The organism is Streptomyces sp. NPDC127129, assembly GCF_042671585.1.
Lineage (GTDB): Bacteria > Actinomycetota > Actinomycetes > Streptomycetales > Streptomycetaceae > Streptomyces.
In genome coordinates, this window is record NZ_JBHXTV010000018.1 from 61,584 (window position 1) to 77,612 (window position 16,029).

Here is a 16,029-nt window from a genome sequence, read left to right on the forward strand (position 1 = left end):
TCACCACAGGGACGCGCCCACCACAGGGACGCGCTCACCACAGGCTTGCGCTCACCACAGGGACGTGTGATGCGGGGGTCGGTCGGCCCCGGCTCGGAAAACGTCGGCTCAGAAGCCGAAGTCCTGCGTCCACCAGGGGCCGCCGTCGGCGAAGTGCACACCGACGCCGAGCGTCTTGTAGTCGCAGTTCAGGATGTTCGCGCGGTGGCCGTCGCTGTTCATCCAGGAGTCCATCACCGCCGCCGCGTCCACCTGGCCGCGGGCGATGTTCTCGCCGCCCATGCCGGAGACGCCCGCCTGCGACGCCCGGTCCCACGGCGTGTCGCCGTCCGGGTCCGTGTGGTCGAAGAAGCCGCGCGCGGCCATGTCGGTGCTGAAGGCGCCCGCCAGCGCCGCGAGGGCGGAGTCCGAGCGCACCGGGGTGCAGCCCACCTTGGCCCGCTCCTGGTTGACCAGCCGGACGACCTCGGCCTCGGCGGCGGCGGCGCGGCTCAGGGTCGGCGCGGCCGGCGGCGTCGTGCGGGTCGGCACGGGCTTCGCGGTCGTCGGAGCCGGCTTCGGCTTCGCCGTCCTCGTCGGGACGGCCGTCTTCGTCGGGGTCGCCGTCTTCGAGGGCTTGGCGGCCGGCTTCGACGGGGTGGGGGAGGCGGTCGTCTTCGACGGCTTCGGCGAGGGGGTCGCGGAGGGGGAGGTCTTGCCCGTACCCGTCCCGGTACCGGCCGACGCGGACGACGGCGTCGCGGACGAGCCGCCCTGCGTCGTCAGCTCCGGAGCCTGCCGGGACTCGCTCTGCTCCGTGCCGGAGCCGGCGCTGCCCACGGTGTGCGTCTCCCCGCCGGGCAGCAGGCCCGAGGCGACGGCGATCGCGCCGACCGCCACCGCGGCGGAGGCGCCGAGCAGTCCGGTGCGCACGGGCGCGCTGCGCCTCCTGCGATGGCGTCCCATCCCTGTGCCTCCCTGATCCGGTGCTGCCGGCTTTGCTGATCTTTGCTACTGCGGGCTTGTCGAACGCGACGCGCCCGAACGGGTGAGCCGCATTCCGTCGGGACTGTACGCCATGACGCGTGGGGGTGGTGTGCTCTGTGTCTAATTGGCCCGCTAGCGTTCAGCCATGAACGAAGACGTACGGCTGACCGCCTGGGTGCGCGGCCGAGTACAGGGAGTGGGCTTCCGTTGGTTCACCAGGGCAAACGCACTGGAGATCGGCGGCCTCGTGGGCTTCGCCCTCAACCTCGACGACGGCCGGGTGCAGGTCGTGGCCGAGGGGCCGAGTGAGAATTGCCACCGTCTGCTGGAGTGGCTGCGCTCCGCCGACACTCCCGGGCGTGTGGACGGAGTCACTGAGATCTGGGACACCCCGCGCGGCGGCTACGACAGCTTCGCGATCCGCTGAGGATCACCCTTACGGCTCTCCGCCCGATGGCCCGCTCGGCCTTCGGGCGGACGTTCGGCAAAGGGTCGCCGACGGGGAAATGGCCTGATGGTTGCCGAGAAGGGCTTGCGATGCCGGGCCGCGCGAGGAAGGATGATCGCTACGCCCCCTGCGGTGCCGAGTTGCGAGGTCCCGCCGCCTGTTGTGCGGCCGTAGACCCCCGGCGCCCCTTGATACCGGGCGTGATCGTGTTGACCGTCAAACTTTTTGGTGAGACTCTGGAAGCCCCGCGCACCTTAGCTGTTTGGCAGTAAGAACCGGCACGACGTGAAGCACTGCCGAGCACCGCGGGTGCGAAATCCCTCACGACCCACACCGCTTCGGTCGGTCACTCAGTGTGGAGGACCATCCATCATGGCAAAGGCGCTTCTCGGTTACGTCGGCGGCTCCGACCCGCGACTCCTCGCCGAGATGCGACGGCTTCAGCAGCGCGTCCAGGACCTCGAGTCCGAGCTTGTACGGATTCAGTCCGAGAACGACGCGCTCAACGCTGCCGCCGCACAGCATGGCGAGTCGCTGCTCGACAGCATCGACCTCGACGTTCCCAAGGCGGAGCCTGCGCTCACCTGACCGTCACCATCCCCGTGACTGTCGGCCCCGTGCCGGGGCAGGGTGAGAAACACTCTCGCTGGCAGAGATAGATGTGCAAGGGACGCTCAGGCGTCCCTTCTTTCTTGAGTCCCCCACGTCCCACCCCCTCCTCACCCGAGGGTGTGCCCTGCACCTTCATGGGTGAAACGCGCAACCACAGGTAGAGTCCGGGGGCGTGCATCTCAAGGCCCTGACTCTCCGCGGTTTCAAATCGTTCGCATCCGCCACCACGCTGCGGTTCGAACCGGGAATCACGTGTGTCGTCGGGCCCAACGGCTCGGGCAAGTCCAATGTCGTGGACGCGCTCTCCTGGGTCATGGGCGAGCAGGGCGCCAAGTCGCTGCGCGGTGGCAAGATGGAGGACGTCATCTTCGCCGGCACGACCGGGCGGCCGCCGCTCGGACGCGCCGAGGTCTCGCTGACCATCGACAACTCCGACGGCGCGCTCCCCATCGACTACGCCGAGGTCACGATCACCCGGATCATGTTCCGGGGCGGCAGCAGCGAGTACCAGATCAACGGCGACACCTGCCGGCTGCTGGACATCCAGGACCTGCTCTCCGACTCCGGCATCGGCCGCGAGATGCACGTCATCGTCGGCCAGGGACAGCTCGACTCCGTCCTGCACGCCGACCCGATGGGCCGCCGCGCCTTCATCGAGGAGGCGGCCGGGGTCCTCAAGCACCGCAAGCGCAAGGAGAAGGCGCTGCGGAAGCTCGACGCGATGCAGGCCAACCTCGCGCGCGTGCAGGACCTGACCGACGAACTGCGCCGCCAGCTCAAGCCGCTCGGCCGCCAGGCGGCGGTCGCCCGCCGGGCCGCCGTCATCCAGGCCGACCTGCGCGACGCCCGGCTGCGGCTGCTCTCCGACGACCTCGTCCGCCTCCAGGAGGCCCTGAAGACCGAGGTCGCCGACGAGGCCGCGCTCAAGGAGCGCAAGGAGGGCGCCGAGAGCGAGCTGCGGGCCGCCCTCGCGAAGGAGGCCGAGCTCGAGGACGAGGTCCGCCGGCTCGCACCGCGCCTCCAGCGCGCCCAGCAGACCTGGTACGAACTCTCCCAGCTCGCCGAGCGCGTGCGGGGCACGGTCTCGCTCGCCGACGCCCGCGTGAAGAGCGCCACCGCCCAGCCGCCCGAGGAGCGCCGGGGCCGGGACCCGGAGGACATGGAGCGCGAGGCCGCCCGCATCCGGGAGCAGGAGGCCGAGTTGGACGCCGCCCTGGAGGCGGCCGAGCGGGCTCTCGAGGACACCGTCGCCCACCGCGCCGACCTCGAACGCGAACTCGCCGTCGAGGAGCGCCGGCTCAAGGACGTGGCGCGCGCGATCGCCGACCGGCGCGAGGGCCTGGCCCGGCTGCACGGCCAGGTCAACGCCGCCCGCTCGCGGGCCGCGTCCGCGCAGGCCGAGATCGACCGCCTGGCCGCCGCCCGGGACGAGGCACAGGAGCGGGCCGTCGCCGCGCAGGAGGAGTACGAGCAGCTCAAGGCAGAGGTCGACGGCCTCGACGCGGACGACAGTGAACGGGGGGAGCGGTACGAGGCCGCCCGCCGCGACCTCGCCGAGGCGGAGGCCGTCCTGACGGCCGCCCGCGAGGCCGCCACCGCCGCCGACCGCCGCCGCGCCGCGACCCGGGCCCGCCACGAGGCGCTCTCGCTCGGGCTGCGCCGCAAGGACGGGACCGGGGCGCTGCTGGGGTCCCGCGACAGCCTGACCGGGCTGCTCGGTCCGGCCGCCGAACTGCTCACCGTCACACCCGGCTACGAGATCCCGCTCGCCGCCGCCCTCGGCGCTGCGGCGGACGCCGTCGCCGTCTCGGGCCCCACCGCCGCGGTCGAGGCCCTGCGCCTCCTGCGCAAGCAGGACGCGGGCCGGGCCGCGCTGCTGCTCACCGGCGCGCCGGAGCCGGCCGGGGCCGCGGCCGACGCCCCAGGCCGGGCAGCCCGGCCCGGTCTGCCTCCCCGCGCCGCCGATTTCGTCCGGGGGCCCGAGGAACTCATGGGCGCGGTGCGACGGTTGCTCGACGGGATCGTGGTGGTCGGCACCCTGGAGGAGGCCGAGGACCTCGTCCACGCGCACCCCTCGCTCACCGCCGTGACCGGCGAGGGCGACCTGCTCGGGGCGCACTTCGCCCACGGCGGCTCCGCCGGGGCGCCCAGCCTCCTCGAAGTACAGGCGTCCGTCGACGAGGCGGCCGCCGAGCTGGAGGAGCTGGAGTCCCGCTGCGAGGAGCTGGCCGAAGCCCAGCGGACGGCGACCGAGGCACGGCGCACCACCGCCGCGCTCGTCGAGGAGCTGGCCGAGAGCCGCCGTGCCGCGGACCGCGAGAAGTCCCAGGTGGCCCAGCAGCTCGGCCGGCTCGCCGGACAGGCCAGGGGAGCCGCGGGCGAGGCCGAGCGGACCGCGGCCGCCGCCGCCCGCGCGGACGAGGCGCTGGAGAAGGCGCTCCACGAGGCCGAGGAGCTCGCCGAGAGGCTGCTCGTCGCCGAGGAGGCGCCGGGCGAGGAGGAGCCCGACACCTCCGTGCGCGACCGGCTCGCCGCCGACGGCGCCAACGCCCGCCAGACCGAGATGGAGGCCCGGCTTCAGCTCCGTACGCACGAGGAGCGGGTCAAGGGACTCGCCGGACGGGCCGACTCCCTCGACCGGGGCGCCCGAGCCGAACGCGAGGCACGCGCGCGTGCGGAACAGCGGCGCGCCCGGCTGCGCCACGAGGCGGAGGTCGCGACCGCCGTCGCTTCCGGCGCCCGGCAGCTGCTGGCCCATGTCGAGGTCTCCCTCGTCCGGGCCGAGCAGGAGCGGGCCCTCGCCGACGCCGCCAAGGGCGCCCGCGAGCAGGGACTCTCCGCCGCCCGCGCCCGGGGCCGGGACCTCAAGGCCGAGCTGGACAAGCTGACCGACTCCGTCCACCGCGGTGAGGTACTCGGTGCCGAGAAGCGGATGCGGATCGAGCAGCTGGAGACCAGGGCGCTGGAGGAGCTGGGCGTCGAGCCGGCCGGCCTGGTCTCGGAGTACGGTCCCCATCAGCTCGTACCGCCGTCGCCGCCGGCCGAGGGCGAGGAGCTGCCGGAGGACCCGGAGCACCCGCGCAACCAGCCCCGCCCGTTCGTCCGTTCGGAGCAGGAGAAGCGGCTCAAGGCCGCCGAGCGGGCGTACCAGCAGCTCGGCAAGGTGAACCCGCTGGCCCTCGAAGAGTTCGCGGCGCTGGAGGAACGGCACAAGTTCCTCTCCGAGCAGCTGGAGGACCTGAAGAAGACCCGGGCCGACCTCCTTCAGGTCGTGAAGGAGGTCGACATCCGCGTCGAGCAGGTCTTCAGCGAGGCGTACCGGGACACCGCCCGCGAGTTCGAGGGCGTCTTCTCCCGGCTCTTCCCGGGTGGCGAGGGCCGGCTGATCCTGACCGACCCCGACAACATGCTCACCACCGGCGTCGACGTGGAGGCCCGCCCGCCGGGCAAGAAGGTCAAGCGGCTGTCGCTGCTCTCCGGCGGCGAACGGTCGCTGACCGCCGTGGCCATGCTGGTCTCCATCTTCAAGGCCCGGCCCAGCCCGTTCTACGTGATGGACGAGGTGGAGGCGGCGCTCGACGACACCAACCTCCAGCGGCTGATCCGGATCATGCAGGAGCTCCAGGAGTCCTCGCAGCTGATCGTCATCACGCACCAGAAGCGGACGATGGAGGTCGCGGACGCGCTGTACGGCGTTTCCATGCAGGGGGACGGGGTATCCAAGGTCATCAGCCAGCGCCTGCGGTGATGATCAACTTCAAGTCTTGAACGAAAGACCGTCAGAAGTCAGTTTTAAGTCATACGACATGACCTCTTGACTTCGAAACTTGAAGGCATAGTCTCTGCAACGTTGCTTTTACCTTCACGTGGTGGGCGGCGCGATGTTGTGCGCCACTTGAAGGGCTCGCCCCCCACGCACCGGCGACGCTGCCGGAGCCCCCAGGAGTCCATGTGACCAGCCCCGCGCAGGCGTCCACGCCGCCGCCCTCCGAAGGCCGGGCCGCCCACCCGGACCATCTCGGCCACGTCATCTTCATCACGGCGTCCGCCGCGATGGGAGGCTTCCTCTTCGGATACGACAGCTCCGTCATCAACGGCGCCGTCGAGGCCATCCGGGACCGCTACGACATCGGCTCCGGCACCCTGGCCCAGGTCATCGCCATCGCCCTGATCGGCTGCGCGATCGGCGCCGCGACCGCCGGCCGCATGGCCGACAGGATCGGCCGCATCCGCTGCATGCAGATCGCCGCCGTGCTGTTCACGGTCAGTGCCGTCGGCTCGGCCCTGCCCTTCGCCCTCTGGGACCTCGCCTTCTGGCGGATCATCGGCGGCTTCGCCATCGGCATGGCCTCGGTGATCGGCCCGGCCTACATCGCCGAGGTCGCCCCCGCCGCCTACCGGGGCCGGCTCGGCTCCTTCCAGCAGGCGGCCATCGTCATCGGCATCGCCGTCTCCCAGCTCGTCAACTACGGCATCCTGCAGCTCGCGGACGGCGACCAGCGCGGCGAGATCGGCGGCCTCGAGGCCTGGCAGTGGATGCTCGGCGTGATGGTCGTCCCCGCCGTCCTCTACGGCCTGCTCTCCTTCGCCATCCCGGAGTCCCCCCGCTTCCTCATCTCCGTCGGCAACACCGACAAGGCCAAGGAGGTCCTCTCCGAGGTCGAGGGCCACGGCGTCGACCTGGACCACCGCGTCGCCGAGATCGAGCAGGCCATGCGCCGTGAGCACAAGTCCACCTTCAAGGACCTGCTCGTGGCCGGCACCCGCTTCAAGCTGCTCCCCATCGTCTGGGTCGGCATCGGACTCTCGGTCTTCCAGCAGCTCGTCGGCATCAACGTCGCCTTCTACTACTCCTCGACGCTCTGGCAGTCGGTCGGCATCGACCCCGCCGGCTCGTTCTTCTACTCGTTCACCACGTCGATCATCAACATCATCGGCACGGTCATCGCGATGGTCCTGGTCGACCGGGTGGGCCGTAAGCCCCTCGCCCTCGTCGGCTCCGTCGGCATGGCGATCGCCCTCGCCTTCGAGGCCTGGGCCTTCTCCGCCGATCTCGTCGACGGCAAGCTGCCGACCACCCAGGGCGTCGTCGCGCTCGTCGCCGCCCACGTCTTCGTGCTCTTCTTCGCCCTCTCGTGGGGCGTGGTGGTCTGGGTCTTCCTCGGAGAGATGTTCCCCAACCGGATCCGCGCCGCCGCCCTCGGCGTCGCCGCCTCCGCGCAGTGGATCGCCAACTGGGCCATCACCGCCAGCTTCCCGTCCCTGGCGGACTGGAACCTCTCCGGCACCTACATCATCTACACGGTCTTCGCCGTGCTCTCCATCCCCTTCGTGCTCAGGTACGTGAAGGAGACCAAGGGCAAGGCGTTGGAGGAGATGGGCTAATCCCCGCTGCCCCTCTCCTCGCGCTCGGAACTGCCCCGGCCCACGGTCCTATGCCGTGAGCCGGGGCAGCACCGTCCCGCCCAGCAGCCGCAGGGAACGCCACCCCTCCTCGACCGGCATCCCGCCGCAGAGCGGATGCAGCACCAGGCTCTCCAGCTCCCGCCCCAGCGCCACGCACTCGTCCGGCGTCACGATCCGGTAGACCCCCTCGGCCCGCAGCTCCGCCACGGTCGTCGCCGCCGAGCGCACCGCCGAGCGGATGTCCTTCGACTGCCAGGAGGCGTACGTCCGCGCCTCGTGCAGGAAGTGCTCCCCGTACAGCTCCCAGGTCCGCTCCGGATCCTCCGAGACGTGCAGCAGCGGGGTCTTCTCGGCCGGCATCATCGTCCAGCCCTCGGTGCCGTACTCCACGCACTGCTGCTTGTAGTACGCCTCCAGCTCCGGCAGATGGGCGCTCGGGAAGAGCGGCAGCCCGAGCCGCGCCGCCCGCCGCGCCGCCGCCTTCGACGAACCGCCGACGAGCAGGAGCGGATGCGGCGTGCTGAGGGGGCGCGGCGTGACCCGTACCGTGCGGCCCTCGTACGTGAAGGGCTCACCGGACCAGGCCTTCAGGAGGGTCTCCAGGAGCAGGTCCTGGAGCTTGCCGCGGCGGCCCCAGTCGACCCCGCGCTCCTCGTACTCCTCCGGCCGGTAGCCGATCCCCGCGACCGTCACCAGGCGGCCGCCGCTCAGCAGGTCGAGGACGGCGATCTCCTCCGCGAGGCGCAGCGGGTCGTGCAGCGGGCCGATGATCGCCGAGACCGTGACCGCGATCCTCTTCGTGGCGCCGAACACCGCGCCTGCGAAGGCGAACGGAGAGGGCAGCCAGTTGTTGGCGGCGCCGTGGTGCTCCTCGGTCTGGACGGTGTCGACGCCGCGCTCGTCGGCGTAGGCGGCCATGGCGAGGGCCGCGCGATAGCGCTCCGAGAGGGACTCGGGGGTCGCGTGCGGATCGACGAGGTTGAACCGTACGACTGTGAAGGGCATGGGAAGTCCCCCTCCGCGCGTGGGAAGCCGGCGAAGGGGGACAGTATCTGACGTCGCGTCAGATGCAAACAGTCTCGGAGCCGCTCTCGCGGACTCCGGCCGGATCCACGGCCTCCGACGAGCCTGCCGCCTCCGACGGGCCCGCGGCCCGGGGCAGTACCGCGTACAGCACACCCGCGATCACGATCGTCGCCGCCCAGCCGAGCCCGTTCTCGCCGATCCAGGAGGAGGCGAGCGGACCGGAGAACCAGTCGACGCCGGTGAACAGCAGGCCGGTCGCCAGCGCCACCGCCCACGCCGTCATGGCCTGCCAGGCGAAACCGCCCCGGTACCAGTACGCGCTGGTCCGCGTGGTGTCCATCAGCGCCTCGCCGTCGTAGGACCGCCGCCGCAGCATGTCGACGCCGAAGACGCCGATCCATGCCGAGAAGGCCACCGCGAGCAGCGTCAGGAAGGAGATGAACGAGCCGATGAAGCTGGTCGCCACCACCATCAGCAGGAAGCCGAAGACCAGGCTGATCACGGCGTTCACGCTCACCGCCGCCGCCCGGGAGACCTTGATCCCGAGCGTCTGCGCGGTGAACCCGGCCGAGTACATCGACATCGAGTTGATCAGCAGCATCCCGATGAGCGCGATGATCAGGTACGGCACGGCGATCCAGGCCGGCAGCAGCTCGCCGATGAACGACACCGGGTCCTGGGCCGAGGCGAGCCCGGGGGTGGCCACCGCCATCACCGCGCCCATCAGGACCATCGGCAGCACGACGATCCCGGCGCCGCCGACCGTGGAGCCGACCATCGCCTTCGAGGAGGCCGTCCGCGGCAGATAGCGGGTGAAGTCCGGGCCGGACGGGACCCAGCTGATACCGCCGGCGGCGATCGTGCCGATGCCCGCGATCATCATCGCCGTCGAACCGGCCGGCTTGTCGAAGACCGCGGACCAGTCGGTGCCGGCGACGAGGTAGACCAGCACCAGCACCGAGAACGCGCCGAAGAGATACGTCGACCACGTGCTGCACACCCGCAGGGCATTGATGCCGAGCCCGGACACGAGGAACGTGCAGGCGACGAAGAGCAGCAGCGTGACGACGACCAGCACGGTGTTCGACGTGATCCCGAAGAGCAGGTCGAGCACGGTCAGGACGGCATAGGCACCGGTCACCGCGTTGATCGTCTCCCAGCCCCAGCGGGCCACCCAGATCAGCGAACCGGGAAGGAGATTGCCGCGCTGACCGAAGACGGCCCGCGACAGTGCCATGCCGGGGGAGCCGCCGCGCTTCCCGGCGATCGAGATCAGGCCGACGATCCCGTACGCCAGGACGGGAGCCGCCGTCGCGACGACGAGCACCTGCCAGAAGTTCAGGCCGTTGAAGACGACCAGGCCCGCGCCCATCGTGAGCAGGAGCACACTGATGTTGGCGGCGACCCAGGTCGGGAACAGCTCGCGGACGCGGCCGGTGCGCTCGGCGTCGGGGACGGGTTCGAGACCTCGGGTCTCGACCGCGCCTTCGCTCTCGACGACGGCTTCGGCGGCAGAGGGCATGGGGGTACTCCGTGCGGGGGGTGGGGGACCCACTCAGGGTACGTGCTCCTCCCGGGGGCCGGTCGTGGCCGATACTGGACCCGTTATGGAACTCATTCTTGCTGTAGTCATCGCCCTGGTCGTCGCCGTCGCCGTGACCAGCGGGCTCGTGATCAGCGGCCGCAGGAAGAAGCAGCTGCCGCCGCCCGAGGCGCCGTCCGCCACGCCGACCATCACCGCTCCGCCCGCCGAGCCGCACGTCGGCGAAGAGGCGGAGACACCGCGGGAAGAACCACGCCGCACCATCGAGGAGGTCGACCTCCCGACCGCGGAGGAGGCCGTCGAACGCCCCGCCGCCGTCGAGGACCCGGTCGTCGCCGAGGCGCTCGCGCCCGAGATCGAGGTGCCGGAGCCGACCGCGGGCCGTCTCGTACGGCTCCGTGCGCGTCTCGCCCGCTCGCAGAACTCCCTCGGCAAGGGGCTGCTCACGCTGCTGTCGCGTGACAACCTCGACGAGGACACCTGGGAGGAGATCGAGGAGACCCTGCTCACCGCCGACGTCGGCGTCGCCCCGACCCAGGAGCTGGTCGAGCGGCTCCGTGAGCGCGTCCGGGTCCTCGGCACGCGTACGCCGGAGGAGCTGCGCGGCCTGCTGCGCGAGGAGCTCATCGCCCTCCTCGGCCCCGACTTCGACCGCTCCGTGAAGACCGAGAGCGACCCGGGCACCCCGGGCGTCGTCATGGTCGTCGGCGTCAACGGCACCGGAAAGACCACGACCACGGGCAAGCTGGCCCGTGTCCTGGTCGCCGACGGCCGCTCGGTCGTCCTCGGCGCCGCGGACACCTTCCGCGCCGCCGCCGCGGACCAGCTCCAGACCTGGGGCGAGCGGGTCGGCGCGCGCACCGTGCGCGGGCCCGAGGGCGGCGACCCGGCGTCGATCGCCTTCGACGCGGTCAAGGAAGGCATCGCGGAGGGCGCGGACGTCGTCCTGATCGACACCGCCGGCCGCCTGCACACCAAGACCGGCCTCATGGACGAGCTGGGCAAGGTCAAGCGCGTCGTCGAGAAGCACGGCCCGCTGGACGAGGTCCTGCTGGTCCTCGACGCCACGACCGGCCAGAACGGCCTGGTCCAGGCGCGCGTCTTCGCCGAGGTCGTCGACATCACGGGCATCGTGCTCACCAAGCTCGACGGTACGGCCAAGGGCGGCATCGTCGTGGCCGTCCAGCGCGAGCTGGGGGTCCCGGTCAAGCTCATCGGCCTGGGCGAGGGCCCGGACGACCTGGCCCCCTTCGAGCCGGGCGCCTTCGTGGACGCGCTCATCGGGGACTGAGGCACCCGTACCGCACGAAGGCCCCGCCGGTCTCCCGGCGGGGCCTTCGCACGTCGCAAGCTTGTCGGAACACCTCAGTGGCGCGCCGGCACGTTCAGAAATGCGTCCGATGGCAGATGTACGCCAGGACGCCCAGCAGGAGCCGCGCCTCCGGCGGCGCCCCCGCGGTGTCCAGCGTCGGCGGCCGCAGCCAGCGGACCGGGCCCAGGCCCGCGAGGTCCGACGGCGGCGCCGTCACATGGTCGCCGGGTCCCAGGCCGCGCAGATCCAGGTCCGCGTCGTCCCAGCCCATCCGGTACAGCAGCTGAGGAAGGCCCGCCGCGGCGCCCGGCGCGACGAAGAACTGCGCCCGCCCCGTCGGCGTCGCGCAGACCGGCCCGAGCGGCAGGCCCATGCGCTCCAGGCGGACCAGTGCCCGCCGCCCCGCCGGCTCGGCGACCTCGATCACGTCGAAGGACCGGCCCACCGGCAGCAGCAGAGCGGCGCCGGGGTACCGGGACCACGCCTTCGTCGCCTCGTCCAGACCCGCGCCCGCGCGGACCGGCTCGGCGAACGAGAGCGGATGCGCCCCCGGAGCCGTACAGGAGGTGTCGCCGCAGGAGCACTGGCCGGAGACGGCACGCGCGCCGGCGACCACGTCCCAGCCCCAGAGTCCGGTGTACTCGGCCACCGCTGTGCACTCAGTGGTGCGGACGCGGCGACGTGAGCCGGAGCGGATCTCGCGGATGCCGCCGATCGTGAAGCCCATGCCCCCTCCAACGGGTCGGAAGCGCCGGTGGTTACGACCCGGATCCCCACGGTCACGCTCCGTCGCCCCGGGTGGCGCTCGGTCGCGGGCGCGGTGGTGCGCAACCGTGGCGCGCGCCTCTTCGCGCTACGGTCCGCCGACCATGGTTTCGTCGCATGTCAAGTGAATCGTGTTCGGCGGCAGGGGAGTTCATTCGAAGGGGTGGCGAATGGTGGCGTTTCTTGAATCCGCCTCGCGGGACGGGTGATCGTAGGATTACTTTCGGTGCTCGAACCCCGGAGTTGTGTGCGCGCGTGGGTATGCCGGAGGCAACCCGGTTTCCTGTTCGAAGGAGTGGAAGCTCCGGACGGGAGCCGCAAGACACGGCATTCTGTTAGGGGTTCGCGTAACAGAGTCTCGACGTGGATGGGGGCGTTCCTGTGGGCGGCAACGGCGCAGACGGTACGACTGCCGGCAAGCGCCCGAACGAGCAGCTCAGCTCGTGGTTCGTGCGGAGCGGCTGGTCGAAGGGCGAACTGGCGCGCCAAGTGAACCGCAGAGCACGCCAGATGGGCGCGCACCACATCTCCACGGACACCTCGCGCGTCCGCCGCTGGCTCGACGGCGAGCAGCCCCGCGAGCCCATCCCGCGGATCCTCTCGGAGCTGTTCTCCGAGCGGTTCGGCTCGGTCGTGGCCGTCGAGGACCTCGGGCTGCGCACGGCCCACCAGGCGCCGTCCGTCTCCGGAGTCGACCTGCCCTGGGCGGGCCCCCAGACCGTCGCCCTGCTCAGCGAGTTCTCCCGCAGCGACCTGATGCTCGCCCGGCGCGGCTTCCTCGGCACCTCCCTCGCGCTCGCCGCCGGACCCTCCCTCATCGAGCCCATGCAGCGCTGGCTCGTCCCCACCCCGCCCGGCGAGCCCCTCCCGGCCGAGCCGGCCACCGACGGCCACCGTCCGGTCAAGCTCTCCGCGATCGAGCTCGACCTGCTCGAATCCACCACGGCGATGTTCCGCCAGTGGGACGCCCAGTGCGGTGGCGGTCTGCGCCGCAAGGCCGTCGTCGGCCAGCTCCACGAGGTCACCGACCTGCTCCAGGAGCCCCAGCCCGCCGCCACCGCCCAGCGCCTCTTCACCTGCGCGGCCGAGCTCGCCGAGCTGGCCGGCTGGATGAGCTACGACGTCGGCCTGCAGCCCACCGCCCAGAAGTACTTCGTCCTCGCCCTGCACGCCGCCAAGGAGGCGGGGGACAAGCCGCTCGGCTCGTACATCCTCTCCTCCATGAGCCGCCAGATGATCCACCTCGGCCGGCCGGACGACGCCCTCGAACTCATCCACCTCGCCCAGTACGGCAGTCGCGACTGCGCCACCCCGCGCACCCAGGCCATGCTGTATGCGATGGAGGCCCGCGCCTACGCCAACATGGGCCAGCCCTCCAAGTGCAAGCGGGCCGTACGGATGGCCGAGGACACCTTCTCCGACGTCGGCCTCGACGGCGAGCCCGAGCCCGACTGGATCCGCTTCTTCTCCGAGGCGGAGCTCAACGGCGAGAACTCCCACTCCTACCGGGACCTCGCCTACGTCGCCGGGCGCTCCCCGACGTACGCCTCGCTCGCCGAGCCCGTCATGGAGCGGGCCGTCACCCTCTTCGAGAAGGACCCCGAGCACCAGCGTTCGTACGCACTCAACCTCATCGGCATGGCCACCGTGCACCTCCTCAAGCGCGAACCCGAGCAGTCCGCCGTGCTGGTCGAGAAGGCGCTCGGCGTCGCCAGGAGCGTCCGCTCCGAGCGGGTCAACACCCGGCTGCGCAAGACCGTCGACACCGCCGCCCGCGACTTCCGCGACGTCGCCGAGGTCGTCCAGCTCACCGACCGGCTCACCGCCCTGCTCCCCGAGACCGCCGAGGCGGTCTGAGCACCCGGCGCCTTTCAGACACCGGCCCTCCGGGCTCCAGCCCTTCCAGGCTCCGGCCCCTCCGGACTCCGGCCGCGACAGCGTTCCCGTACTGACCGACTCGGCTCCCCCGCCGCAGGACGACCGGGACGCCTGTCGCGGCCGGTCCCTTTTCCGCGCCCCGGACCGGCGCCGCTCCCGCGCGGGGCGACGGGTCCGGGACCGTATCTCCGTTACACGCCCGTGACCCGGGGGTTCACAGCGGCGTAACACGCCCCAACCCTTCGTCACTGCGGCGAAACATCGGGCGGCATCGACGGAAACCGCGCTGCGCGAATCTCTGGCTCATAACCGGCCACCCCTCACGGCCAAGCCGCTTCCGGCCCCGCCCCCGCACAGGCCGTACCGACGACGAGGAGACGCCGATGGCACCAGCCATCACGACCCTGGCCGCAGACGCCCCCGAGCTGTCTGCCGCCAACACCGGGTTCATGCTCATCTGCTCCGCCCTGGTCATGCTGATGACCCCGGCACTCGCCTTCTTCTACGGAGGCATGGTCCGCGTCAAGTCCACCCTGAACATGCTGATGATGAGCTTCATCAGCCTCGGGATCGTCACGATCCTCTGGGTGCTCTACGGCTTCAGCCTCGCCTTCGGCACCGACTCCGGATCGCTCATCGGCTGGTCCTCCGAATACGTCGGCCTCAGCGGCATCGGCGTCACCGAGCTGTGGGACGGCTACACCATCCCGGTGTACGTCTTCGCCGTCTTCCAGCTGATGTTCGCCATCCTCACCCCGGCCCTGATCAGCGGCGCCCTCGCCGACCGGGTGAAGTTCACCGCCTGGGCCCTCTTCATCGCCCTCTGGGTCACCGTCGTCTACTTCCCCGTCGCCCACTGGGTCTGGGGCGCCGGCGGCTGGCTCTTCGAGATGGGCGTCATCGACTTCGCCGGCGGTACGGCGGTCCACATCAACGCCGGTGCCGCGGCCCTCGGCGTGATCCTCGTCATCGGCAAGCGCGTCGGCTTCAAGAAGGACCCGATGCGCCCGCACAGCCTCCCGCTGGTGATGCTCGGCGCCGGTCTGCTCTGGTTCGGCTGGTTCGGCTTCAACGCGGGCTCGTGGCTCGGCAACGACGACGGCGTCGGCGCGGTGATGTTCGTCAACACCCAGGTCGCCACCGCCGCCGCCATGCTCGCCTGGCTGCTCTACGAGAAGATCCGCCACGGCTCCTTCACCACCCTCGGCGCCGCCTCCGGCGCGGTCGCCGGCCTCGTCGCCATCACCCCCTCGGGCGGCTCCTGCTCCCCGCTGGGCGCGATCGCCATCGGCGCCGTCGCCGGTCTGCTCTGCGCCATGGCCGTCGGCCTGAAGTACAAGTTCGGCTACGACGACTCCCTGGACGTCATCGGCGTCCACCTGGTCGGCGGTGTCATCGGCTCCCTGCTCGTCGGCTTCTTCGCCACCGGCGGCGTCCAGTCCGACGCCAAGGGCCTCTTCTACGGCGGCGGCCTGGAGCAGCTGGGCAAGCAGGCCATCGGCGTCGCCGCCGTCCTCGCCTACTCTCTGATCGCCTCCGCGATCCTCGCGCTGATCATCGACAAGACGATGGGCATGCGGGTCAGCGAGGACGACGAGGTCTCCGGCATCGACCAGGTCGAGCACGCCGAGACCGCGTACGACTTCAGCGGAGCCGGCGGCGGCGCCTCCTCGCGCTCCACCGCCGCGCCCGCCCCGGCAGCTACGGAGACCAAGAAGGTGGACGCATGAAGCTCATCACCGCAGTCGTGAAGCCGCACCGGCTGGACGAGATCAAGGAGGCCCTGCAGGCCTTCGGAGTCCAGGGCCTCACGGTCACCGAGGCCAGCGGGTACGGCCGCCAGCGCGGCCACACCGAGGTCTACCGCGGTGCCGAGTACACGGTCGACCTCGTTCCCAAGATCCGTATCGAGGTCCTCGTCGAGGACGACGACGCCGAACAGCTCATCGACGTCGTGGTCAAGGCGGCCCGGACCGGCAAGATCGGTGACGGCAAGGTGTGGAGCGTGCCGGTCGAGACCGCCGTACGGGTCCGCACCGGCGAACGCGGTCCGGACGCACTGTAAGCACGGAG

Annotated in this window: 12 protein-coding genes; 8 read left to right on the forward strand and 4 right to left on the reverse strand. The window is 71.2% G+C overall.

Annotated features, from left to right (window positions below):
• Window positions 1-108 precede the first annotated feature (108 nt).
• On the reverse strand, window positions 109-945 hold the full coding sequence (locus ACFVGW_RS29780) for a CAP domain-containing protein (protein ID WP_385854114.1): 837 nt from the start codon (window positions 943-945) through the stop codon (window positions 109-111).
• A gap of 166 nt (window positions 946-1,111) precedes the next feature.
• On the opposite strand from ACFVGW_RS29780, the gene ACFVGW_RS29785 reads away from it, so the two are divergent.
• From ACFVGW_RS29785 to ACFVGW_RS29800, 4 genes are all read left to right on the forward strand, one after another.
• Window positions 1,112-1,393, forward strand: a complete 282-nt coding sequence (locus ACFVGW_RS29785; protein WP_383226673.1) for an acylphosphatase — start codon at window positions 1,112-1,114, stop codon at window positions 1,391-1,393.
• Between the two features lie 393 nt (window positions 1,394-1,786).
• Window positions 1,787-2,002, forward strand: coding sequence for a hypothetical protein (locus ACFVGW_RS29790; RefSeq protein ID WP_352190317.1), 216 nt, complete (start codon window positions 1,787-1,789; stop codon window positions 2,000-2,002).
• Window positions 2,003-2,198: 196 nt separating this feature from the next.
• On the forward strand, window positions 2,199-5,774 hold the full coding sequence (gene smc / locus ACFVGW_RS29795; RefSeq protein ID WP_385854115.1) for a chromosome segregation protein SMC: 3,576 nt from the start codon (window positions 2,199-2,201) through the stop codon (window positions 5,772-5,774).
• Window positions 5,775-5,977: 203 nt separating this feature from the next.
• Window positions 5,978-7,411, forward strand: a complete 1,434-nt coding sequence (locus ACFVGW_RS29800) for a sugar porter family MFS transporter (RefSeq protein WP_385854116.1) — start codon at window positions 5,978-5,980, stop codon at window positions 7,409-7,411.
• 48 nt (window positions 7,412-7,459) lie between these two features.
• On the opposite strand, the gene ACFVGW_RS29805 is transcribed toward ACFVGW_RS29800, so the two are convergent.
• Window positions 7,460-8,437: an LLM class flavin-dependent oxidoreductase gene (locus ACFVGW_RS29805; RefSeq protein WP_383226681.1), complete on the reverse strand. Its 978-nt coding sequence runs from the start codon at window positions 8,435-8,437 to the stop codon at window positions 7,460-7,462.
• Between the two features lie 58 nt (window positions 8,438-8,495).
• On the reverse strand, window positions 8,496-9,980 hold the full coding sequence (locus ACFVGW_RS29810; RefSeq protein WP_385854117.1) for a cytosine permease: 1,485 nt from the start codon (window positions 9,978-9,980) through the stop codon (window positions 8,496-8,498).
• Between the two features lie 85 nt (window positions 9,981-10,065).
• Between ACFVGW_RS29810 and ftsY the strand changes: the two genes are divergently transcribed.
• Window positions 10,066-11,292, forward strand: a complete 1,227-nt coding sequence (gene ftsY, locus ACFVGW_RS29815; RefSeq protein ID WP_385854118.1) for a signal recognition particle-docking protein FtsY — start codon at window positions 10,066-10,068, stop codon at window positions 11,290-11,292.
• 94 nt (window positions 11,293-11,386) lie between these two features.
• Here the strand turns inward: ftsY and ACFVGW_RS29820 are convergent, their stop codons facing one another.
• Window positions 11,387-12,040, reverse strand: a complete 654-nt coding sequence (locus ACFVGW_RS29820) for a bifunctional DNA primase/polymerase (RefSeq protein ID WP_385854119.1) — start codon at window positions 12,038-12,040, stop codon at window positions 11,387-11,389.
• A 419-nt stretch (window positions 12,041-12,459) separates the two neighbouring features.
• On the opposite strand from ACFVGW_RS29820, the gene ACFVGW_RS29825 reads away from it, so the two are divergent.
• The 3 genes from ACFVGW_RS29825 to ACFVGW_RS29835 all read left to right on the forward strand — a co-directional run bounded on the left by ACFVGW_RS29825 (window position 12,460) and on the right by ACFVGW_RS29835 (window position 16,021).
• A complete protein-coding gene (locus ACFVGW_RS29825; protein ID WP_383226754.1) occupies window positions 12,460-13,935 on the forward strand; it encodes a hypothetical protein in 1,476 nt (491 codons plus the stop codon).
• Window positions 13,936-14,339: 404 nt separating this feature from the next.
• The gene (locus ACFVGW_RS29830) at window positions 14,340-15,686 is read left to right on the forward strand and encodes an ammonium transporter (protein WP_352190310.1); all 1,347 of its coding nucleotides are present in this window, start codon (window positions 14,340-14,342) and stop codon (window positions 15,684-15,686) included.
• The gene (locus ACFVGW_RS29835) at window positions 15,683-16,021 is read left to right on the forward strand and encodes a P-II family nitrogen regulator (RefSeq protein ID WP_101390346.1); all 339 of its coding nucleotides are present in this window, start codon (window positions 15,683-15,685) and stop codon (window positions 16,019-16,021) included. The genes ACFVGW_RS29830 and ACFVGW_RS29835 overlap by 4 nt, the downstream gene beginning before the upstream one ends.
• The last annotated feature ends 8 nt before the right edge of the window (window positions 16,022-16,029 follow it).